Here is a 21,627-nt window from a genome sequence, read left to right as displayed (position 1 = left end):
TATCAACATCAACACAGAACCGCAGCGGACAGAAAAAGTAGTTGAACTTTGTACTCGCTACGGCTCCGGGTTTAGTTCTTTTTAAACTTGCTTCTTACTCTTTCGACCAGGACCCCAGATAGCACGACCGGGGAAAGCGCCTGTGTGTTCACCATCTTTCAGGACAACTTTTCCGTTGACCAGTACGTGCTGAACACCGACCGAATAGTGAAATGGTTCGGCAAAAGTGGCCTTGTCGACAATAGTTTTGGGATCGAAAATAACAACATCGGCATAGTAGCCGGGGCGAAGCAACCCCCGATTGGGTAATTTATGATTGGTTGCTGGCAGACTGGTTAACCGTCGAATAGCTTCTTCCAGCGAAATAACGTGTTCATCACGGACGTATTTACCTAGTAAACGAGCGAAGTTTCCGAAAGTGCGGGGATGTACCACACCCACTTCCTTCCGGTCCTCGGCCAGTGACCCAGCATCCGACCCAAACGATACCCAGGGTTGTTGGATACCTTTTTTTACATTCTCTTCCGACATTAGAAAGTAAGTGGTTTCGACCCGCGTTTTATCAGCCACAATCAAATCCATGACCGTTTCAATCGGGTCTTTATGCCAGATTTTAGCGATTTGGCCCAGCGTCATACCATTGTATTTTTTCAGCGAATCTACTTCAAATGCCGTCAGAAGGATATTTTCTGGCGAACCCGCCAGGTCGAACATATTTTCCCAATCCTTGCCCTTCTGCTGTACCTCGGCCTTTAACTTCTGGCGGGTAGCGGGGTCCTGCAAACGTTTCCAGCCTGCCATAAATCCACCATTGAACAGATAAGGCGGCAGACATGACGTAAGTCCGGTAGCTCCGGCTGTGTAGGTGTACATATTCGCCGTTACGTTCTGCCCCTGCTGACGAACCCGGTTAATTAGGTCGATCGTCGATTGCATCCGGGGCCAGTTCCGTTGCCCCGACGCTTTAAAGTGATACAGTTCGACGGGCAGATTGGCCTCCTTCCCAATCTTAATCAACTCACCAACAGCCTCTTCCAGCCGGTCACCCTCACTCCGAATGTGCGCAATATAACGCCCACCGTAACGGCCAGCTTCTTTACAAAGCGCAATCAGCTCATCCGTATTGGCAAACGAATTCGGTGGATAAATCAGCGCAGTGGTCATGCCCAAAGCCCCCTCTTCCATCCCTTTCCGAACAATAGCCCGCATCTGGTTCAATTGGTCGGGAGTAGGTTTTACATCGGCCTCCCCCAGAATTGCCTGACGCACCTGACCCGCTCCCAGATACGAAGCAATATTGGGAGTAATCCCTTTTTTCTGAAGCTTTGTCAGAAAGTCGGCGAGGGTATTCCAGTCGCAGGTTTGGTTATAGGGCTTCAGGAATAGGTTGACCTGATCCCGCATATCCTGCGTAGCAATAGGCCCCCAGGAGTCTTCGCCAAACACTTCGGTCGTTATCCCCTGTTTGGTGTCGCTCATCGAACGGCCATCACGCAACAGCTCGATACCTGTATGCGACAGCACATTGATAAAGCCCGGTGCCACAGCTTTGCCTTTTGCATCGATGACAGTTGTTGCCGTTGCTCCAGTTAATTTCCCGATAGCCACCACCCGATCACCCCGTATTCCGATGTCTCCCGGTTTAGGGGGCTGCCCCGATCCATCATAAATCAGGCCGTTGCGAATAAGGATATCAAAATGGCGACTGGTAGACTTGGTTGGTTGAGCGGCCAGCGTACAGACACTGGCGATGAAAATCAGCAGGAGAAGTGTAACACGCATAGTAGGTTGATTGGTAGCCCAAAATACGAATTCCCCCGAAAACTCGGTCAAATCATTGAAATCGTTTTGTTGTACGTTATGAATGAAATAAAAAATTCCGGAAAGACAGTTGCCCATCTTTACCGGAATTTATATTAATCAGGTTGTATGTATTTCTGAGCCGATTAGCTCTGTTTCGTCAATTGGATGTTCAGGACGAGTTTCACATCGTCGCTCACAACGACACCACCCGCTTCAGTAACGGCATCCCACGACAGGCCAAATTCTTTCCGTTTGATGATACCCGACAGTTCAAAACCGGCTTTGGTCTGACCGTAGAAATCGCCCATCTGACCGCCGTATTCGGCTTTCAGTGTTACAGGTTTCGTAGTGCCCCGAATGGTCAGATCACCAGCTACTTTGTAGGTATCGTCGTCAACTTTCGTCATGCTGGTCGATACGAACGTCAGTTTTGGGTGGTTTTCGGCATCAAAGAAATCAGCTGATTTCAGGTGCCCATCCCGTTGCTCATGCCCCGTGCTGATGCTATCGATATCGGCCGAAAATGAAACTTTTGCGTTGTTGAAATCATCTCCTTCGCTTTCTACCGTTCCTTCAAAGGTTCCAAATGAACCCGTAACGGTCGAAATTACGAGGTGTTTTACTTTAAATTGTACTTCAGAGTGTGAAGGATCGATTGCCCAGGTTGTCGTAGTGGCGGTTTCCGTTGCCATAGTTGTAAGTATTTTGAAAATTATGTGTTAAGGTATTTGATGTATATACATTTAATTTTTCAAAAATGTTCACGGATTTTAAAAATTCTTTTAGTAGCCTATTTTTTAATGAGGTAAAAGGGGTAGTCAGGTCTTGTCAAGAGTCGCTCGAGATGCTCACCATTCTAATAATTCTTGACAAGACCTGACCATAATTGACCGCTTATCGTGTCGAAACAGGTTTATCGGATGGTTCAGGGGCTTTCGTTAGCTCCATCCCTCCTCCTGTTAATTTAGCAACTTTCCCCTGTTGATCGAGGATGAAGCTGATGGCGTCTTTGCCGTTCCAGAATTGATCGTATGTAAGTCGAAACGTGTCGAAATGCCAATGATCGAGGTAGCCAGTCAGTATGTTATTCATGGACGCATATAATCGGCCATTTTTTAAAGTAACATCAATTGTCCCATACAAGGGATCGGTATACGAACCTGTATAAGCCGTCAGGGGCAACGACGGTTTTGTATTCAGAACACGGGAGCTATCGGCCTTACGGTCAGCCTGTTTGGCTTGCTGTTTGAATCCGCCATACAACTGCCGAAACGCTTGGCTCCAGTCCTGGTCAACGCCCAGCCCAAACTCGTCGAAAGCCCGGTACATGAGTGCATGACGCAATTCGGCATGATCGAGATTCCCCTGAATATAAACAGCCAGTTTCTGATCGGGCAACTGACCGTGAATGGCTACCATACCTGTCAGGCTCCCGGTATGAAAATTAACCCGATGGCCGCGATAGTCTTGCTGAAACCAACCCAGGCCGTACGTTTTCCAGACCGGTTTGGTTAATAGCTGCGTGGGGTAGAACTGACTATCGGTTACCAGCGTCTGTGGTTTGAACAACTCGGCCCAGGTAGCTGGTTTGAGCAACGTTTTACCTGCATATCGGCCACTATCGAGCATACACTGCATCCAGGCCGTCACATCATCGGGGCAAGTCCAGACGGAACCCGCCGGGCCAACCGCATCCACCAACCCCTCTTCTTTCAGGCTATTGACTAACCGAATGGTATCGTTAATCTCCATATGCGGTTTGGCCCGGTTAGCATCCGATACCTCTTTGAAATGGGCCTTTGTTCGGCTCATGCCCAGCGGTTCGAAAAGTCGGGTGCGAATGAACGTTGCCCAGGGCACTCCACTCACTTTTTCGATGACTTTCCCAGCCGCCAGATACATGATATTCTGATAAATAAAACTGGACCGCAGCGAATACGACGGCTTAATCAGCCGAACTCTCCGCAGAATTTCATCCGATGGGATCTCCATGGCTGCCCAAAGCACATCGGCGTTCCCTACACCCGTGTTATGAATGAGCAGGTCACGCACCCGAACTTCACGGGTAACGGCCGGGTCATAGAACTGAAAATCGGGCAGGTAGTTTACAACTAGGTCATCCCAGTGCAGTTTACCTTCATCGACAAGCATACCCAGGCAGGCGGCTGTCATGGCTTTGGTAGTCGAGGCCATGGCAAAGAGCGTCTGCGTATCCACAGCGCCCGGTTTGCCTAGCTCCCGGACGCCGTAGCCTTTCTTGAGCAGGGTTTTTCCATTTTTTACGACCGTAACCGTCAGGCCCGGCACATTCCAGTCTTTAACGGCCTGTTGGATGTAGGCATCATAACGGCTCACTGGGTCAATAGGTGCTTTTCTGGATTGGGCCGGGGCTGTTTGCTCACTAAGGGAGAGTAGGCACAAAACAGCGAGTGCTTGTACTAAGAGGAGAGTTCGTTTCATAGTCGGTTGTTTGTCCCCTAATATAAGGTTTTATCGCTGCGAACTGACCCAGGGAATCGCTGTGCTATGTAGATTTGCTCTCCTCCAAAACGTAGTCAGACAATACAACCATGATTCTTCTCAACAAACAAACAGGGCTGAAGCGGCTTTCCCTCGCGTTGGCCCTCCTGGCAGTAGGCCCTTCGATCGCAAGCCAGGCCCAATCAAAAGCCACGCAGACGGGCAACGCGGTATCGGCTATTAAAGAAAGCGACATTAAACGGGATCTGTTTGCCCTGGCGGGTGATCACTTTCGGGGCCGGGAAGCGGGGTCTCTCGATGAGCTCAAAGCCTCGGTCTGGATTGCTGACCAGCTTCGGGCAATGGGCCTCCAACCTGCCGGTGACGACGGCACTTTTTTCCAGTTTTTTCATATTCAACGTACCCGCATCACCGAAACCAGCCGACTCAACATTGGTAATCATACTCTTACGCATGGGCAGGATGCGTTTATTCTGGCTCCTGCCATTGCATCGGTCGATGCCCCACTGGTCTTTGTTGGGAAAGGTACACCCCAAGAACTCGCCAACGTAGATATTAAAGGGAAAGCGGTAGCCCTGGAATTTTCGGGAACGCCCCCGGCCGAACTGAGTTACCGTCGGTTCCTGACGGGCACGATGAACCGACGGGCTGCCGAACTCGTCAAAGCCGGGGCACTCGCCGTTGTCTGGATTTCCAATGCCGATGCCCAATTCTATTTCGACCGCTGGACTACGGGTCTGGAACGGGGCCGATACGATTTACCCGGTGGAGCCAATACCCGCGTATTTTCGCAGGCGCCCACCGTTTGGCTCCCAAGTAGTGCGCTTTCCTGGATCAAACAGCCGGGGCAACAATTTACCAATGTCGTTAACGTAGAAAGTTTCAGTTATCCATCGGTCAATATTGTTGCCAAGGTTCCGGGCACGGACCCCACGCTTAAGAATGAGTATGTGTTGTTCAGCACACACCAGGACCATGATGGTGTTCGGCGGGCCGTTGCCGGGGATTCGATCTGGAACGGGGCCGACGATAATGCCAGTGGATGTGTAGCGACCATGGCTATTGGGCGGGCATTCGCCCAGAAGCCCGGCAAACGTTCGGCCTTGTTTGTTTTTCACGGTGCCGAAGAGCGCGGTTTGCTGGGCTCCCGGTATTATGTCGACAAACCGACCGTACCCAAAGAATCCATCGTGGCCGTTTTGAATGCGGAAATGATTGGCCGAAACGCGCCTGACAGTGCCTGCATCCTGGGTCAGCAGCCTCCGCATCGCAATTCAACGGATCTGGTCAATGCAGCGCTGGCAGTCAATCAGTCGGAAGCGCATTTTAAACTCGACACGCTGTGGGATAAACCCGATCATCCCGAAGGCTGGTATTTCCGTTCCGACCACCTCCCCTACGCCCGTGCGAATGTGCCAGCCATTGCCTTCACAACGCTTCTGCATACCGACTACCATACCCCAAAAGACGAGCCCGACCGCATCAATACGGCAAAGGTGACGCGTATTGCCCGGTGGATTTATCTCACGGGCTGGGATGTGGCCAACCGACCGCAGCGCGTAAGGGTAGATAAGGGATTCAAACTGGAACGATAAGTAAGAGTCATTAAGTGGTCATTGATTGGCGTTTATTGTAAATGAAAAATTTGCCGTACGACGAATAATGATCAATGACCACTTAATGACAATCAAATGACTACTTACTAACATTAGAGACACTGTTTACGGTGCCCGCAGTACATAGCCTTCGCCAATAACGGTATGGATCAGTTGGGGGGAGCCGGGCTGGTCAATTTTTTTGCGCAGAATCCCCACATATACTTCAATCGAATTACTGCTCATGGTGTATTGCATATCCCAAACCTGTTCGGCAATGGAAGCGCGGGACACGACGCGGCCCTGGTTCTGCATCAGGTACTCGAGCAATTGAAACTCTTTGGCGGTCAGATTGATGGGCCGGCTGCCCCGTTTGGCGGTACGCTCGTCCTGATTGAGTACCAGATCCCCAACCACCAGCGTTGGTTCCGAATTCAGGCGTCCGGTATGACGCCGTGTCAACGCCCGCACGCGAGCCATCAGGATATCGAACTGGACAGGCTTTACCAGATAATCGTCGGCCCCTACATCCAGTCCGGTAATAATATCGTTGGAAGTCCCCAGTGCGCTGAGCATCAGAATCGGGGTATCGACCTTCTGTCTACGAAGAATTTCTACCATGTCCCGGCCATTTTGCCGGGGTAGATTGACATCAGCAATAATCAGATCGTAGGGATAATCGAGGGCCATTTTTTGCCCCATAAGTCCGTCGGAGGCAATCTGAACATGAAAGCCATTCGCTTCCAGTCCCTTCCGAAGAAAACCGGCTATCGACGCTTCATCTTCAACGATGAGTATATGCATAGTGGTAATTATTGGCGCGAAATTAGAAAAACTTCTCCACCAACTTACCAGAAAGGGTAGTATTCAATTACAGAAAGCGGTGGATTGATGCAAACAGTAAGTTTGCATCAATCCACCGCTTTATTAACGACGGCCACCGTGGAAACCACCGCCACCACCAAAACCACCATGGAAGCCTCCACCACTAAATCCGCCCCCCCCAAATGACCGGGATGCACCTCCCCAGGCCTGTGAGTGGTATGTATTGGCGTTAGCGCCCTGATAACGGCCAGGCGATGCTACCCGCGCAGAACCTGCATTGTTCCAATTACCCGATCGGCTGTATTGACCTGGATTAGTCAGCCAGTTGGCACGGGCGTTGGGTATACCTGAACCAAAGGCGCGATGAGCAGCTGACATAAACCCGGCATTGGCTGGTGCCCAAACATGTCGTTCACCAATGGTGCGGACATAGTAATTGTTGAAACGGTTATACAGATGCGGGTAAGCGTAGCGGCCTGTGGTGAAGAACCAGTTCGAGAAGCCCAGCGACGGCAAACCGAACATGACCATGTTGCCACCAAGTCCAAAATAGAAGCCCGTTCCATACCACCAGGCCGATGGATACCAGAGTGGCGATGCGTACCAGTACGGATACCCAAACCAGAATGGATACGGGTTCTGATAATAATACGAACTATTCACCCAGGCCGGGTTCGGGTTGATGCCCGTATTGTACCCATTGGCCTGTGCATAGGCCTGCCCAGCCTGTTGCAATTCCTGTTTGGCCTGCGGATCGTTATTCAGTTCATTCTGATAGGTGGCCAGTTCCTGCTGGTTCTGTACGGCCAGGCTATCATGCAAAGCTGTCAAATCTTTGGTAACCTGATCTGGGTTCGCACGGTAGGCTTCGCCCAGCCGGGTCGTTTTATCGATCTGATCGGTCAGTTGAGTCAGCACGTCCGGCATGTTAATCAATTGTCGAAAGGCATTCTGCGTTGGAATATCCAGTGGGTCGATCAGGTTATCGAACGCCAGGTCGGCCTGTTGATTCAGGTTATCGACCTGCACCAGATCATCGTGATGATGGCGATACAGTTTCCAGGCGGTTTCCTGCAAATCGGCAGGCAGGTTTTTCGTCAGGTCTTTCACCGACGATTCGCTGGTTCCGGCAGGCAGGGTTGCCAGCGCGTGCATCACATCCGGAAACCGGGCGATGTCATAAAACCAGGCCTGTTTCTTCTGTCCATAGGTTTGAATTAGATTCACAAAGGCCTGCTCACTGTTGGCACGTTGCTGAGCCAGCGCCGTCAATACCTGAGGTTGCTGGCTGGCCAGTAGAATAGATCGACGAACATCGTCGCGGTACGGGGCAATGGCCGATATAATCGCTTGATCGGTTACGGGAGCCGATTGCTGTTCGGGTTCGGTTACTTGCGCAAAGGAGGGATGTAAACCAGCCCCAGCTAATCCAATGGCAAGCAACAGCGCTTTGGCGGGGAGTTGAATGAACGCTTTCATGACTGCTAATGAAGGCATTAACTGTCTTCTGTTTCAAGTACGATTTGTTGTATTCTTGACCAGCAATCCGTTCCAATTCCGGCGAAAATTCTGTTGGAATCCAACCGCCAATGGAACCTCTTGCTGACCATACAAAAAACGTCAGGCAGCCTGAAGCAGGCTTAAAGCGAGGGTTAATGTTTGGTTAAAAATGGTACTTACTGATCATTAAAATTAGGCTAAGCATGAGGCAGGTATGTCCGTAAGCGAACGTATACTGTCCAGAACTGGACAGCTTGGCTAAAAGCCAAAAAGACCTAAAACCCTGACAATAAACCCCATAACATTACATACAGGCTATTGGCAAGCCATTTGTTCTACAAAAGTTGAATTAATAATTTACCCTTACTGAACTTATGCAACCTCATCAATTACAATCAAGTTACTGGTCGTTTACTAAACGAAACAGGTCCTGGAGTGCATGTTTTACACTTCTGATCAGTTTACTGTTCATCTATCAATTGCCTACAGTGGCTCAACCGACGAGTCAGCGTTTGGATAGCCTCTTTACCAGCTTACAGAACGAACAGCGTCTGAATGGCAATGTCTTGATTGCTGAACAAGGCAAAATTGTTTACCAGAAATCGTTTGGGCTTGCCCGAGTGAACGATAAATTACTCAATCGGAACGATACCCGTTTTCAACTGGCTTCTATCGGAAAAACGTTTACAGCCGTTGCTGTTTTACAACTCTACGAGCAAGGCAAGATCAAGCTTGATGATCCGCTGATCAACTATCTTCCTGATTTTCCATTTGCCACCATTACCATTCGGCAACTGCTCTCTCACACATCCGGGTTAGCCGACCTGCAAATTTTTGACCCCTATATTCACGAAGACCCAAAGCGAATCCTGACAAATGTGGATGTTATACCCGCTCTTAAACGATTTGGAAAACTTCAATTCGAACCGGGTGAGCGTTGGAGTTATTCCAATCCGGGATATTGTGTGTTAGCGATCCTCATCGAAAAACTCACCGCCATGCCTTTCGATGAGTATGTCGCTCAACATATATGGAAGGTGGCCTCAATGCCCAATACGTACCCTTTTTCTATTCCCAAAACCAAACCTGATACTAAACGAGCCGAAAACTATCAGCCTGTATTCTTCTCGTCCCAACTCCAATGGGTGGATACCATGAAACGTTATCAGCCACTTCTGGTCAATTTTGGGGGATTACGGGGATTAGGTTTTATAGCCAGTACGGCTAATGATTTGCTGGCATTTGACAAGGCCCTGAATGAGGGACGACTTTTAAAAGCTCAAACACTTAGCAAGGCGTATACAGCAACTCGATTAACGAATGGAAATCTGGCAGACGTAGAACCTGGCAAGGTAAGTTACGGATTGGGCTGGTTTGTGGGACAGGATACCACCACCAACAAACTGGTCTGGCATTCAGGGTTTATTCCAGGTGGCAGTACACTTTTCCTACGAAATCTTACCCGGCAGCAAACCGTGGTGATTCTGAACAATGCCGAATGCGAAGGCGTACAGGAATCAGGCGAAAATGCACTCAGGCTCCTGATGAATCAGCCATTGGCTTCCGGAAAAAAATCGGTGGCGAAACACTATGCCAAAGCTCTGTTCGAACGGGGCCCCGACTACGGAGCAGCACGCTTTCTTGTCGTAAAAGCGGATACAGCTAACTATTCATTTTCACCGGCAGAGCTAGATTATGCTGGCCGTCAATTTATGCTACATGGCTATACAAATCAGGCTTTGGAGACGCTTAAACTTCTAACGTTTGCCGAACCTCAGGCATGGCAACCTTATAACAGTTACGCCGAAATTTTACAACAAAGTGGCAAGAAAGCAGAAGCTATCCTTATGTATCAAAAGTCGCTGAGTTTGAATGCTGATAACAACCGACTCAAACAAGTCCTTGATGAGCTTCTAAATGAAAAATAAAGCGATAACCCACCGCCTGAGCAACAAGTAGTTACGCAAACGGCGATGACTCCCAACCAGCAAAAAAAACCGTCAATAAGCCTACTAAACCAGACGTATTCCTTTCTCTTCGAGCACAATTTTCCGTTCGCGATAGAGGGTTCCGATGGCTTTTTTGAAGGTTTTTTTGCTCATTTCAAGCGCTTTATAAATCTCCTCGGGTGGGCTATTATCGGTCAGCGGCAGAAACCCGTTCTCGACTTTCAGGAGCGTCAGGATGCGCTGGGCATTGGGCTCTACGTTCTCGAAACCAGCCTTTTGTAAGCTTACATCGACCAGGCCATCGTCGCGAATGTTTTTGATGTAGCCAATAAGCGGATCTCCCGATTGTACGGTTCGGAAAATTTCATTGGCGTAAATCAGCCCCTTGTAGCGGTTGTTAATGATAACGTTCACACCCAGATCCGTGGTTTCGTAGGCTAGTAGCTGCACTTCGTCACCTTCCTGTAATTCACTGACATCCGGGTCCAGAAACCGGCTTACCTTGCTCGATGCTACCAGCCGGTTGGTGCGCCGGTCCAGGTACATGAACACCACATACCACTCCCCCACCTGCATGGGTCGGGCCTGTTCGCGATGGGGCACGAGCAGGTCTTTTTCCAGTCCCCAGTCCAGAAAGGCCCCGGCACTGGTTATCGAAACTACCTGCAATGTGGCAAACTCATTACGCTGGATGGCGGGGGTTAAGGTTGTGGCAATGGGACGATCTTCGGAGTCGGTGTACACAAATACATCGATATCATCGTCAACTTCCAGTGTTTCGGGCACATATTTATTGGGCAGGAGAATATCATTGTTAAAATCCTGCGTTTTTCGATCCGACAGATCCCCAAGGAAAAACCCGACACTGGTTTGCCGAAGCGCCGTCAACGTATTTATTCGTCCGATTTCAATCATAAGTCGCTACCTACTTCCTCATTCATTGAGCAACGGGATAAGGCAGCCGAAAGTTAGGAATTTTTAACAGGGCCATCACCCTTTTTTCTGTCAAACGGTTCAACTTTATACGTTAGCACGATTTAATTGGAAAGCCACTGATTGCCAGTAGCTTTCGTTGGCAACACCTTGAAAAATCCTATTTTACCAATACGTCATTTCTTATATATGATTGATTATCAGAGCACTAAATCAAGGCCAAAATCGTTATCACTCATTACCATCCTGAATTTAGTCTTGTTAAAGCGTCTTGGATTTTCAGTTTTAATGGCCGCGTTCCGTCCGGCTGTCGCAATTGCCGCGAAATTCATTCCTCTGAATGCGAACCCCGTTTCGCTACTGTCCAAAGCTACTGTTGTGGCTAAATCCGATGCAACGGCATCGCACCATTTTCGACCGACAGCAGAAACGTTCTTAAAACCGGCACTAGCTACCGCCCCTGACCTGCCCTTACTTGATGTAAATTTTTGCGGAGAATGCTTACCACTCGACCAGTCGGATGTGGTGGATCGGTGGAAGCATGTTTTTACGCTGTTCCGTTCCCACGCCAGCGATCTGGGTAACCTGCAACAACGTGCCGACTCGTTCTTCCCGATCATCGACCCAATTCTGGCTAAGTACGATATCCCTGACGATTTTCGTTATATCCCCCTGGCCGAAAGTGCGCTCCGCCCCAGGGCAGTATCACGGGTTGGTGCGGCTGGTTACTGGCAACTCATGCCGGGCACTGCCCGTGACCTGGGTCTGAAAGTTGGCAAACGGGTCGATGAACGATTCAATGTCCAGAAAGCAACCGATGCCGCCTGTCGGTACTTACGAGCCTTGTACTCGCAGTTAGGTTCCTGGTCGCTGGTAGCGGCTGCGTATAATGCGGGACCGGGCCTAATCAAAAATCAGCTCAAACGGTATGCACATCGGGATTATTACCGAATGAACCTGCCTCGCGAAACTCGCTACTACCTCTACCGAGTATTGCTTTATAAAGAAGTCATGTCGCGCCCCAATGACTACTCCTCGTTTCTGTCTCCTGCTCCCCAGACAGCCTACCGGGCCTGGCAACCCATTGGCTTTCAACAGGCAGCCTAATTCGCTCCTATAAACTTTCTGGAATTGATTAGTCGAAGCGCAACAGGTTGTTGCGCTTCGACTACTTTTGCCAAAATAAAACCACGGCTCAACAAATCAGTTATATGGGTATACGTAATCCTATGTTTCTGATAAGCCCGTTTTTGGCATTAATCTACTTTTCCACCTGTTGAATGCAATCGGACGCCAATAAATCCCAACAGGCTACTGGCCGGCCTGTCACTACACGAAAGTTAGACCAGTTTTTTTTGAATTTGGGCGATGTGGCCGCTTTCATTGGGCGCTTCTTTCGGGAAGTGTTTGTCCCCCCCTACGAATTTAAGGAGATCATCCGCCAATGCTACGAAGTTGGTTATCGATCGCTCCTGCTGATTTCAACCACCGGGTTTATAACCGGCATGGTGTTCACCAATCAGTCGCGACCATCGCTGTCGGAGTTTGGCGCTACCTCCTGGCTCCCTTCGCTCATAGCCATTGCCGTTGTCCGGGCCCTGGGCCCACTGGTAACCGCTTTGATTGCCGCTGGTAAAGTTGGGTCCAGCATCGGTGCCGAAATCGGTTCCATGAACGTTACCGAACAGATCGACGCGATGGAAGTGTCGGGAACGAATCCATTTAAGTTTCTGGTCGTGAGCCGCGTACTGGCTACCTCGTTCACCATTCCGTTACTAACGATGTACACCATTTTTGTGGCGTTGATCGGGGCATTCCTAAATGTAAATGCCAACGAGCAAACGAGTTTTACGTCCTATATTCAGGAGGTTTTTGGGGCCATCACCTACCTCGATATTTTTTCGTCGGTCATCAAATCCATTGTGTTTGGCTTCACCATCGGCATGGTTGGTTGCTATAAAGGATATCACTCCTCAAAAGGAACCGAAGGAGTCGGTAAAGCGGCCAACTCGTCGGTAGTAACCGCCATGTTCCTGGTTTTTATTGAAGAATTACTCTCGCTACAAATCGTATCCGCCATTCGGGGCAGTTAAACAATTTAGAATGATTGAATGATTGAATGATTGAATTAATAATGGGCGACAGCTATTCAATCATTCTATCATTCAATCATTCAATCATTAAACTATGAGCGAAAAGAAAAATGAACCCGTTATTATAATCAAAGGATTGAAAAAGTCCTTTGGCAGTTTGCACGTGCTGCGTGGGGTTGATTTAGAGGTGAATAAAGGGGAAAACGTGGTGGTGCTGGGCCGGTCGGGAACAGGAAAATCGGTTCTGATCAAAATCATGGTCGGTCTGCTCAAACCGGATGCCGGGAAAGTAATTATTCTGGGTGAGGATGTGGAAACACTAGGTGGTAAAGAATTGGATGAGTTTCGCCAGAAGGTAGGGTTTTCGTTCCAGAGCAGTGCCCTTTATGACAGCATGAGCATCCGCGAAAATCTGGAATTCCCGCTGGTGCGAAACGTTCGCAACCTGAGTCGTGGCGAAATCGATAAGGCCGTCAAAAAAGCGCTGGACGATGTTGGTCTGGCACAAACCATCGACCAGATGCCTGCCGAACTGTCGGGTGGGCAGCGGAAACGGATTGGTATTGCCCGTACGCTGATTCTGAAGCCGGAGATTATGCTGTATGATGAGCCAACGGCTGGGCTGGACCCCATTACCAGTGTGGAAATCAACAATCTGATCAACGACGTGCAGGAGCGGCTCGGCGCCACTTCGATTATCATCACCCACGATCTGACCTGCGCTAAAACTACCGGCGACCGAATTGCCATGCTGCTGGATGGCAAATTTGCGCGGGTGGGCACCTTCGATGAGGTATTTGCCGACAAAGACGAACGTATACAGCAATTTTATGATTACAAATTTGTGGATTAGGGGTAAAGAGTGAAGAATTTAAACATTTTACAGACTTCACTGATTACACTAACTGCATATACTACACCACTTTCACTGACTCCACTTATACTAGAAATGAGTACTGAATCGACAAAACGCTCCGTGGTCGTAGGCATATTCGTCCTACTGGGCATTATTATCCTGATCGCGGGAATATTCGTACTGGGTGGCCAGCAAAAGCGCTTCACCAGTACTGTTCGCCTTATTGCGCTCTTTAAAGACGTTGGTGGCTTGAAGAACGGCAACAACGTCTGGTTTTCCGGTGTTAAAATCGGTACGGTTAAGCGCATTAGCTTCGTGAGCAACTCACAGGTAGAAGTTGACATGAATATTGAGGAAAGCTCCAAGCAATTCATTCGGAAAGATGCTTCAGCCTCCATTAGTTCCGATGGCCTGATCGGGAATAAAATCGTTGTGATTGCCGGCGGGACCACAAGCCAGCCCGAAGTTGAAGATGGTGACCGACTGAAAACCACCGAGGCATTAAGTTCGGATCAAATCATGGCAACTTTACAGGAAAACAACAATAACCTCCTGAAAGTGACCAATGACTTTAAAGAACTGGTTGGCAATTTAAGACGTGGGAAAGGCACCGTAGGGGCAGTTCTGACCGACTCGATCGTTGCCGACAATTTCAAACGGGCTATGGTCAATCTGGAAAAAGCGTCCGACAATACCGTTCGGGTGACGGGTTCAGTGGCGCAGTTTGCCGCCAAACTGAATACGAAAGGAACGCTGGCGAACGAATTAGTAACCGATACAACGGTATTTCGACGCCTGAGCCGGGCCGCCACCCGATTCGAATCGACTGTAACTGCTGCCGATCAAAGCGTGGCTACTTTACGGCAAACATCGATCAACCTGAACCGGGCATCGGATAAGCTGAACAATACCAACAGCCCGCTTGGTATCCTGCTGACCGACAAGGAAACAGCAACCAATCTACAGGTCACGCTTCGTAACTTAAGTAAAGGAACGGAGCTACTGAATGAAGACCTGAAAGCTGCACAGAGTAACTTCCTGTTGCGTGGCTTCTTCAAGAAGAAAGCCAAAGCCGAAGCGAAACAAAAAGCGGATAGTACAGCGGCTGCTAGTCCGAAGCCATAATAACATACTCTTATCTCTAAAAATCCCGAAGGGGACTCAGGATCTGAGTCCCCTTCGGGATTTTTAGAGATAAGAGTGACGTATAAAACTACAATTCGTTCTGTACCGTACTGGCTCCACTTACTCGTTGAGCAACAGCAGGTTTGCCGCGATAACGAACGGCGCTGGCCCCACTGGCCTCGACTACCAGACTGCTGTTTACACTAACGTTCGCTTTACTGGCTCCCGACAGTTCCAGACCCGCATTATCGACGAGATAGTCGAACGCCTGTAAGCTCGAAGCACCGGACAAATCGGCTGTCAGGAACGCCCCTTTGCCAGTCATCCGCAATACCGAAGCGCCGGATAGATTGATCGTTGGTCGGGCCGCCTGTATATCAAACTGGCCTTCAGAAGCGCCCGACAACGTAACGTCGAAACCATCCAGATTCGTAAAACCCGTTACCGTTGATCGAACCGCACCCGAAAAATCTACTCCGCGCAGACTGGGCATCGTAATTCGGAACGTGGTAGCGTACTGGCGGTTCCGGGCTACGCGGTACTGCGCTTTGAGTGTACCATTTCGCGTATACACCTCCAGGTCATCCAGATTTCGTCGGTCGCCTTCCACCGAAATGCTATAAGAGGTTCCCTGCTGAACCGTAATAACAAAAGCACTTCCCATATCCAGTCGGTCGAAATTGGTGAGTGCATAGCTTTGCTGAGCCATCTGGTAAGGCCCTACATCCTCCCGAATTAAGGAGCAGCCGGATAAAGTAAGCGCGATGGCAACGAGCGAAATGCCCAGGAATTTTGTGCTTGTCATAATCTACTTGTCGTTTTACAGATTTCGGAGCTATTCAGGTTGTATTCATAGCTCATTTGACATCATGACAGCCGTACATACCTCTACCCCTACGCGCCGACAAAAAAAATTTGCCTCACACCAAGCTCCTCTCCTATTATGGCTACTGGCGGGATTGTTTCTTCCCCTATAGTGCAGTTAAAAGAACCGTAAACCAGCCTGAAGGCCAAGCCACCCCCAGTGACGCGCATTACTGTATGCATCGGCCCGGTTAGAAACCAATAGGATTTCGGGTTGCAACAGCGGGATTGGCCGATCGTCGGTACTGAAATACCAGTTGGCCGACGGCCCGAATGCTAGTGCGATATGGTTACTCAACCGGGCTTCAATCAGGGTATTCAGGCGAATCTGGTTGTTCCAGCCGCGTGGATACGTTCCGTCGAAATAGAACAAATGCTGATCGATGAGTTCGAGGTTGAATAAGGTGGCTTTCGACAGTCGGAAGGCCGTTCCTAAACCATAACCGGCACTAAGTCGGGGGCTACCTATCCGATCGAAACTGTGCCCGGCGGTCAGGATATTGTATAATCGCTGCACACCCGTTCGTAAGGTTACATTCAACAGATTGACCTCATTAGCCGCTAGTTCGACACGTTTGTAGCCTCCTTTTCGGACAAAACTCAGGAGACCAACAGGTACGCTGCCTGCTGTATCGGCCAGATTGATCAACCCAATCTGAGGGCCGTTTGTCACCCGGCGAGCTACGTTCACAATACCACTGATCTGTGCACCACGCACATCGCCACGGGCTACGTTGAGTATGCCAGCCAGTTGCACACCATTAACCGAACGTCCAGCCACATTAATCAATCCGGCAATCTGAGCACCCTGAACTTCCTGATTGGCATAGTTGATCAACCCGGCCACCTGCGCTCCCGTTACCGAACGTCCGGCTGTATTGACCAGACCACCGAGTTGGGCACCTTTTACATAGTGATTCGTATAGTTGATAAGCCCACCTGCCTGAACCCCAGCGACATGACCACCAACGATATTGGCTAAACCAGCGGTCTGAAATCCATCGACATCGGTTCGAACCAGGTTCATCAAGCCTCCAACCTCAAACGCCCGAACCCCAAACGAATAGCCCATGAGCATGTTGACCGAAAAACGGTTGCTGATACGTCCGCTCAAACGCCCGTTGGTGCCAAAAAACGGAACAAACGACACCTGCCAGTCCCGGTAAAGCGTATCACGGCTCAGGTTTATGTCGTGAATGGCCTGTTGCGCCGAAACAAAAAACTTCGAAATTCCAGACCACCCTTTATCAACAACGGACTGCGGTTGGCGGGCCGTTGAATCGACCATTGGCGCAGGTGCTTCGACCGCTACGGAAGCTAAGGGTGGCTCAACGGAGCGCACCGTATCCTCAATCACACGAATTGGTAAGGTTTGGATCGACGATGAGGTAGTAGGAGGCAAAGGGGTCATGCGGATGTTAACCGCGTGCGAAGTCCGGGATCGGATCAGCACCGTTTCGCCCAGGTAATCCTGTTTACGAACGTCCAGCCGCGCATTGGCCAGACTCGTCGGTAGCTGTAGTTTATAATACCCAAAGGGATTGCTGACCGTAGATGCCAGCGTGGTTTTTTCGAAAATACTGGCTTTGGCAATCCGTTCGCCGGTTTGCTCATCCAGAATATAGCCATCCAGCAGAAAACTCTTCGGGGTCGACTCAGGCGGATCGGCACGGACCAGAATGACGTGGTTCCCGCGGGATTTAAACGCAACCCGGTTCACAAATACCCGGCTCAGCACTTCCCGAACGGGTGTGTTCGTTAATCGCAGCGTGATCGTTGTAGTTCCATCGATACGGGTGGGGTCGTACGAGAACTCAAACCGGCCAGCCCGGCTGATCTGACGAAGAGCATTGTCGAGCGTTGCATTGCGAATATCCACCGAAATGACCCGATCCAGTGGAGGTATCGACTGAGCCGACAGGCGGAGGCTAATAAAGAAGCAAAGGAGAAAATAACGCATTGGATTTACTAACAGTGGTTTTACGACAAGACAGCCATCTGGTCGCTTACCCCTATTCATCGGCATCCGGCACCGTCTAAAATTATTGATTTCCCTTCGTGGCGAACCTGTAAACCAAGGGTTTCGGCCGTTACAGCCACCACTTCATCCAGCGACATTTTATCGAAACGGGTTTTCAACCGACAATTATCCAGCCGGGCATTAGCTAGTTGCACATCCGAATTATAGAACTGGTTAATGGTCTGTATTACACTGGCCAATGGCTCATTGTCAAACACCAGCAAGCCAGTCTTGTAAGCAAAGGCGTTAGGCGCTAGCTGCGCTGCCCGACGAATGGTATCGGTCTGCTCGTCAAACGTGGCCTGTTGATCTTTTGTCAGCAAGACGGCTTTGCGGCCGCTCGAAAACCGCACTTTACCCGTTTGAACGGCTACACTGACATTGTTATCATAAGCCCGAACAGTAAACGATGTACCCAGCACCTGCACAACGGTTGGCCGGGCCTGGATACGGAACGGTCGATTTGGGTCGGGGGTTACATCAAAAAACGCTTCACCATTCAGGGTCACATCGCGTCGTTCGTCAGCAAAAGCGGCCGGATAAGTCAGTGTGGAGTGTCGATTCAGCACAATGCGTGAACCATCGGGCAGGGTTTTTCGAAGTTGTCGGTCGCCCGTGACCAGCGTAACCGTATGAATAGCCGGATTGTCGTGACCCATGTACCGAAACTGATAAACCAGCCAGCCCAGGCTCACCACCAATGCCAACACTGCCGCCACCCGGTAGCCAGTCTGCCGCCAAAGGCTATCCGGCTCTGTTACCTGACTGGGCAGCGGCTTGATAGCCGCCCCATTTTCGGCTCGCCCATCAATGCTCCTCATACGCTGTTGAACCGATTTCCAGGCCGCGTCGGTATCCACATCGGGTTGCTCGAGGTCTGTCGATGTTTTGCCTTTCTTCGATGCACGCTGCCCTTGCTTAGCCGCATTCCAGATGCGTTCAAACTTGGCAAAATCGTCGTGCGTAGGTTCGGATATACCTGCATTGCGACTCAAAAGCCATTGCCGTACCCGCGCCGATTCAGCCGGATCCGTTTCACCGGCCAGAAACTTGCCCAATAGGGCATCGTCAATAGGATGTTGATCGGCCATGGCTTAGATAAAATGAAGAATTGACAATGAAGAATGAAACATGGTTAGTATAGATACTATATCCGCTTCGCTCAATTCGCTACCAGGATTCAGCATCCACTGTCCATTATTCATTCCAAGCGCCAGAACAACGGGTAAATACTCACTCAATTCTGCCCGTAAGATACGTAGGGCTTTGCCAATCTGATTCTCAACGGTTTTAATTGATATCCCTAATTGCTCTGCAATTTCCCCGTACCGAAGCTCTTCGTACCGACTTAGCGTAAACACGAGTCGGCACTGTTCGGGTAATTTCTGAATTGCCCGTTGAATCTGGTGAGCCAATTCCTCACCAATTACCCGCTGAGCAGGCGATTCAGCCGTCTCTTCCCCAATATGCTGGATATAGTCCCGGTGCTCATCGCGAACGGATGCGTGCTTGAGTCGGTTCAGGCAACGATTATGAACCGATCGATACAGGTACGACTTGAGCGATACACTAATAAGCAGTCCTTGGCGTTTTTCCCAAATAGCCAGGAACATAGCCTGTACTTCCTCTTCTGCTTCGTCAGGATCGGGGAGTAACTGACGGGCATACCGGCATAGCGACGCATAATACTGCCTGAAAACAGCTTCAAAGTCGCGTTCGCTACCCGCCCGGATAGCCGTAATGACATCCTGTTCGGTTGGTGGCACTGGTGTAGTATAATAAATGACAGGAGACTGCAAAGCTATCATTTTCGGCAAACATCCGGTTGTTCCTCCCTATGACAGTTAGTAGCCGGTCGACCCCTACGCCATGTAAAAATAATTTTTCTGCAAAAGCACGATAGACATAGTTTCCGTCATAACCCCTCCATCACACTGACAAAAAGGGTAACACCAGCAGGATATGTAGCCTGGGGCAGGATAAGCGTAGTCCAGTACGGTTGCCGCTGATCATTGATTTTCGGCGGTGGCCAGGTAGGTTGAATAAGCAGTCGGCTTCGATTCCGTTATGACCCTTGGATTGGCTTGAACAGATGGATATAGTTGACTTAGCCACCACTGAGCGGCATAGTGAAACCCGACCATCGCCACTACAAACAAAACCATGAACAAATACTCCTGAAACGGATGGGCGGCTTTCGCCAGTAGAAATAACAGCGCTATGGCAGGTGGATGAATCGATGAAACGGCAGCCATCAGGCTAACTGCCAGTATTGTCATGGCCATCAATCCGAATAGATTATTTCCCAGAAATACGTAGTGGAATAAACCCAGATGTCCCACCAGTATATAAGCAACCAAAACCGTACGAGGCTGTGCAAAAACGCCCTTGGGATTGGCTGCCAACAGCATACAACTAGCCGCCAGCGGGGGAACCAATGAGAAATGGTGCACCGCTAAAGCGACTAGAAACAGAATTTCAATCCCCAGAATGTATAACGCCCAACGAATAGCGGTTTGCATAATGAGGGCGTTTAGGAATTCAACGAGGCATAAGACGAGGGTTTAGCCGACTGCTCAGACCGAAGCGTTGATAGCCACCAGAAAAACAAAAACCCACCTACAACCGTACCGAAGCTGATCAACACCACAACCGTTGGAGGACGCAGGGCGATCAATGCACCGATATATTGAACCACAGTGGTGATGTACAGGAATTTAGCGATGGCTTCCCGCGTCAGAAAATTAATAATGTAGGCACCCAGCGGTGCCATCAGAATCGCTACCGGAATCGCACACATCCAATACTGAAAAGTCATCGGCTGAAAATCCTGCAATACGAACACATGCAGCAAAAAGCCAATGATGGTATGGATGGTCATGATTATGATGGATGTAGGGGTAGCGATTTTCTCACTGGTTGAATAGTAGAGGGTAAACAGGCAAAAGGTGAAAATATTGATCCCATCACCAAAAATGGCCGTGATGATACCGCCAATGAACGCAAATACCAGAATGCGGGCTAGATCGACTGCCTTCAACGGGCCTAATCCCCTGGTCGTAACCCGATCTGTTTTGCGGTTCGCCAGATACAGGGCAAACGCAAAGCTTAGCCATAGCGACACAAAGAAAATCTTTGTCATTTGGCCGCTAATCAGCGGTACAATGAAGAAAGCGCCAAACAACAGCCCTGGAATACCGCCAATGGCTACCGTACGAATAGCCCGCCAGTCGACCGGAATTTTCAGGCTGATAATCAACAGACTGGCAGATGTCATCCCAATACTCTGTATGGCAAATGAAAAGTTGCGGGCTACGGGCGGGGGTAGTTTGAGCAGCAGCGTAAACACCGGGAAGGCTACTGCTCCTCCCCCTTCCGATGTCGCTCCAGCGACAAATGATCCAAAAAACATGGTTATGGGCGCGGCCCAGTGGTCGTTATAAAACGAAAAACCGTTTTGAGTAACCATGTAAACCAGCCAGATCGGCATCACAAGAGCAAAAAAGAGCAAGTAGGCGGTGGGTAACCGTTTCATAAACGCGGCATTTTAGAAGTCCCTAATCACTATTTTCATGCCAAGTTT

At 49.6% G+C, this 21,627-nt stretch carries 18 protein-coding genes; 6 read left to right on the top strand and 12 right to left on the bottom strand.

Annotated elements, in window-relative coordinates:
- Positions 1-81: 81 nt before the first annotated feature.
- The 3 genes from BGO59_RS09820 to BGO59_RS09810 form a co-directional block, all read right to left on the bottom strand.
- Complete coding sequence (locus BGO59_RS09820) at positions 82-1,782, bottom strand: amidohydrolase family protein (RefSeq protein WP_293683445.1); 1,701 nt, start codon at positions 1,780-1,782, stop codon at positions 82-84.
- A gap of 164 nt (positions 1,783-1,946) precedes the next feature.
- The gene (locus tag BGO59_RS09815; RefSeq protein WP_293683444.1) at positions 1,947-2,495 is read right to left on the bottom strand and encodes a YceI family protein; all 549 of its coding nucleotides are present in this window, start codon (positions 2,493-2,495) and stop codon (positions 1,947-1,949) included.
- 202 nt (positions 2,496-2,697) lie between these two features.
- Complete coding sequence (locus BGO59_RS09810) at positions 2,698-4,263, bottom strand: serine hydrolase (RefSeq protein ID WP_293683443.1); 1,566 nt, start codon at positions 4,261-4,263, stop codon at positions 2,698-2,700.
- 110 nt (positions 4,264-4,373) lie between these two features.
- On the opposite strand from BGO59_RS09810, the gene BGO59_RS09805 reads away from it, so the two are divergent.
- Positions 4,374-5,879: a M28 family peptidase gene (locus BGO59_RS09805; protein WP_293683442.1), complete on the top strand. Its 1,506-nt coding sequence runs from the start codon at positions 4,374-4,376 to the stop codon at positions 5,877-5,879.
- Positions 5,880-6,005: 126 nt separating this feature from the next.
- Here BGO59_RS09805 and BGO59_RS09800 read toward each other — a convergent pair whose 3' ends face one another.
- On the bottom strand, positions 6,006-6,683 hold the full coding sequence (locus BGO59_RS09800; protein ID WP_293683441.1) for a response regulator transcription factor: 678 nt from the start codon (positions 6,681-6,683) through the stop codon (positions 6,006-6,008).
- A gap of 123 nt (positions 6,684-6,806) precedes the next feature.
- Positions 6,807-8,183: a DUF3300 domain-containing protein gene (locus BGO59_RS09795; protein ID WP_293683440.1), complete on the bottom strand. Its 1,377-nt coding sequence runs from the start codon at positions 8,181-8,183 to the stop codon at positions 6,807-6,809.
- Between the two features lie 533 nt (positions 8,184-8,716).
- On the opposite strand from BGO59_RS09795, the gene BGO59_RS09790 reads away from it, so the two are divergent.
- Positions 8,717-10,132, top strand: coding sequence for a beta-lactamase family protein (locus tag BGO59_RS09790; protein ID WP_293683439.1), 1,416 nt, complete (start codon positions 8,717-8,719; stop codon positions 10,130-10,132).
- Positions 10,133-10,216: 84 nt separating this feature from the next.
- Here the strand turns inward: BGO59_RS09790 and BGO59_RS09785 are convergent, their stop codons facing one another.
- The gene (locus BGO59_RS09785; RefSeq protein WP_293683438.1) at positions 10,217-11,068 is read right to left on the bottom strand and encodes a S1-like domain-containing RNA-binding protein; all 852 of its coding nucleotides are present in this window, start codon (positions 11,066-11,068) and stop codon (positions 10,217-10,219) included.
- A 306-nt stretch (positions 11,069-11,374) separates the two neighbouring features.
- Here BGO59_RS09785 and BGO59_RS09780 point away from each other — a divergent pair, with 306 nt between their 5' ends.
- The 4 genes from BGO59_RS09780 (at position 11,375) to BGO59_RS09765 (ending at position 15,160) form a co-directional block, all read left to right on the top strand.
- Complete coding sequence (locus BGO59_RS09780; RefSeq protein WP_293683437.1) at positions 11,375-12,193, top strand: lytic transglycosylase domain-containing protein; 819 nt, start codon at positions 11,375-11,377, stop codon at positions 12,191-12,193.
- Between the two features lie 173 nt (positions 12,194-12,366).
- Positions 12,367-13,179, top strand: coding sequence for an ABC transporter permease (locus BGO59_RS09775; RefSeq protein WP_293683436.1), 813 nt, complete (start codon positions 12,367-12,369; stop codon positions 13,177-13,179).
- Between the two features lie 94 nt (positions 13,180-13,273).
- Positions 13,274-14,032 carry an ABC transporter ATP-binding protein gene (locus BGO59_RS09770; RefSeq protein ID WP_293683435.1) on the top strand — a complete coding sequence of 253 codons (759 nt, stop codon included), beginning with the start codon at positions 13,274-13,276 and terminating at the stop codon, positions 14,030-14,032.
- Between the two features lie 96 nt (positions 14,033-14,128).
- Complete coding sequence (locus BGO59_RS09765; protein ID WP_293683434.1) at positions 14,129-15,160, top strand: MlaD family protein; 1,032 nt, start codon at positions 14,129-14,131, stop codon at positions 15,158-15,160.
- Positions 15,161-15,248: 88 nt separating this feature from the next.
- On the opposite strand, the gene BGO59_RS09760 is transcribed toward BGO59_RS09765, so the two are convergent.
- The 6 genes from BGO59_RS09760 to BGO59_RS09735 all read right to left on the bottom strand — a co-directional run bounded on the left by BGO59_RS09760 (position 15,249) and on the right by BGO59_RS09735 (position 21,579).
- Positions 15,249-15,965: a head GIN domain-containing protein gene (locus BGO59_RS09760; RefSeq protein WP_293683433.1), complete on the bottom strand. Its 717-nt coding sequence runs from the start codon at positions 15,963-15,965 to the stop codon at positions 15,249-15,251.
- A gap of 177 nt (positions 15,966-16,142) precedes the next feature.
- Complete coding sequence (locus BGO59_RS09755; protein WP_293683432.1) at positions 16,143-17,984, bottom strand: STN and carboxypeptidase regulatory-like domain-containing protein; 1,842 nt, start codon at positions 17,982-17,984, stop codon at positions 16,143-16,145.
- Between the two features lie 56 nt (positions 17,985-18,040).
- Positions 18,041-19,135: a FecR family protein gene (locus tag BGO59_RS09750; RefSeq protein ID WP_293683431.1), complete on the bottom strand. Its 1,095-nt coding sequence runs from the start codon at positions 19,133-19,135 to the stop codon at positions 18,041-18,043.
- Positions 19,136-19,138: 3 nt separating this feature from the next.
- Positions 19,139-19,852 (bottom strand): RNA polymerase sigma-70 factor, encoded by a 714-nt coding sequence (locus tag BGO59_RS09745; protein WP_293683430.1) that lies wholly within the window; start codon positions 19,850-19,852, stop codon positions 19,139-19,141.
- 201 nt (positions 19,853-20,053) lie between these two features.
- Positions 20,054-20,566 (bottom strand): HPP family protein, encoded by a 513-nt coding sequence (locus BGO59_RS09740; protein WP_293683429.1) that lies wholly within the window; start codon positions 20,564-20,566, stop codon positions 20,054-20,056.
- Positions 20,567-20,577: 11 nt separating this feature from the next.
- Positions 20,578-21,579, bottom strand: coding sequence for a sulfite exporter TauE/SafE family protein (locus BGO59_RS09735; RefSeq protein WP_293683428.1), 1,002 nt, complete (start codon positions 21,577-21,579; stop codon positions 20,578-20,580).
- Between the last annotated feature and the right edge of the window lie 48 nt (positions 21,580-21,627).

It is taken from the genome of Spirosoma sp. 48-14 (assembly GCF_001898575.1).
Lineage (GTDB): Bacteria > Bacteroidota > Bacteroidia > Cytophagales > Spirosomataceae > Spirosoma.
Note: the sequence above shows the minus strand (reverse complement) of the source record. Positions and strands in the feature narration are given on the sequence as shown.

Excerpts from the sequence above, each read along its gene's own strand:
- BGO59_RS09820 (WP_293683445.1), bottom strand. The coding sequence starts at position 1,782 with ATGCGTGTTACACTTCTCCTGCTGATTTTCATCGCCAGTGTCTGTACG.
- BGO59_RS09815 (WP_293683444.1), bottom strand. The coding sequence starts at position 2,495 with ATGGCAACGGAAACCGCCACTACGACAACCTGGGCAATCGATCCTTCA.
- BGO59_RS09810 (WP_293683443.1), bottom strand. The coding sequence starts at position 4,263 with ATGAAACGAACTCTCCTCTTAGTACAAGCACTCGCTGTTTTGTGCCTA.
- BGO59_RS09805 (WP_293683442.1), top strand. The coding sequence starts at position 4,374 with ATGATTCTTCTCAACAAACAAACAGGGCTGAAGCGGCTTTCCCTCGCG.
- BGO59_RS09800 (WP_293683441.1), bottom strand. The coding sequence starts at position 6,683 with ATGCATATACTCATCGTTGAAGATGAAGCGTCGATAGCCGGTTTTCTT.
- BGO59_RS09795 (WP_293683440.1), bottom strand. The coding sequence starts at position 8,183 with ATGAAAGCGTTCATTCAACTCCCCGCCAAAGCGCTGTTGCTTGCCATT.
- BGO59_RS09785 (WP_293683438.1), bottom strand. The coding sequence starts at position 11,068 with ATGATTGAAATCGGACGAATAAATACGTTGACGGCGCTTCGGCAAACC.
- BGO59_RS09780 (WP_293683437.1), top strand. The coding sequence starts at position 11,375 with ATGGCCGCGTTCCGTCCGGCTGTCGCAATTGCCGCGAAATTCATTCCT.
- BGO59_RS09775 (WP_293683436.1), top strand. The coding sequence starts at position 12,367 with ATGCAATCGGACGCCAATAAATCCCAACAGGCTACTGGCCGGCCTGTC.
- BGO59_RS09770 (WP_293683435.1), top strand. The coding sequence starts at position 13,274 with ATGAGCGAAAAGAAAAATGAACCCGTTATTATAATCAAAGGATTGAAA.
- BGO59_RS09765 (WP_293683434.1), top strand. The coding sequence starts at position 14,129 with ATGAGTACTGAATCGACAAAACGCTCCGTGGTCGTAGGCATATTCGTC.
- BGO59_RS09760 (WP_293683433.1), bottom strand. The coding sequence starts at position 15,965 with ATGACAAGCACAAAATTCCTGGGCATTTCGCTCGTTGCCATCGCGCTT.
- BGO59_RS09755 (WP_293683432.1), bottom strand. The coding sequence starts at position 17,984 with ATGCGTTATTTTCTCCTTTGCTTCTTTATTAGCCTCCGCCTGTCGGCT.
- BGO59_RS09750 (WP_293683431.1), bottom strand. The coding sequence starts at position 19,135 with ATGGCCGATCAACATCCTATTGACGATGCCCTATTGGGCAAGTTTCTG.
- BGO59_RS09745 (WP_293683430.1), bottom strand. The coding sequence starts at position 19,852 with ATGATAGCTTTGCAGTCTCCTGTCATTTATTATACTACACCAGTGCCA.
- BGO59_RS09740 (WP_293683429.1), bottom strand. The coding sequence starts at position 20,566 with ATGCAAACCGCTATTCGTTGGGCGTTATACATTCTGGGGATTGAAATT.
- BGO59_RS09735 (WP_293683428.1), bottom strand. The coding sequence starts at position 21,579 with ATGAAACGGTTACCCACCGCCTACTTGCTCTTTTTTGCTCTTGTGATG.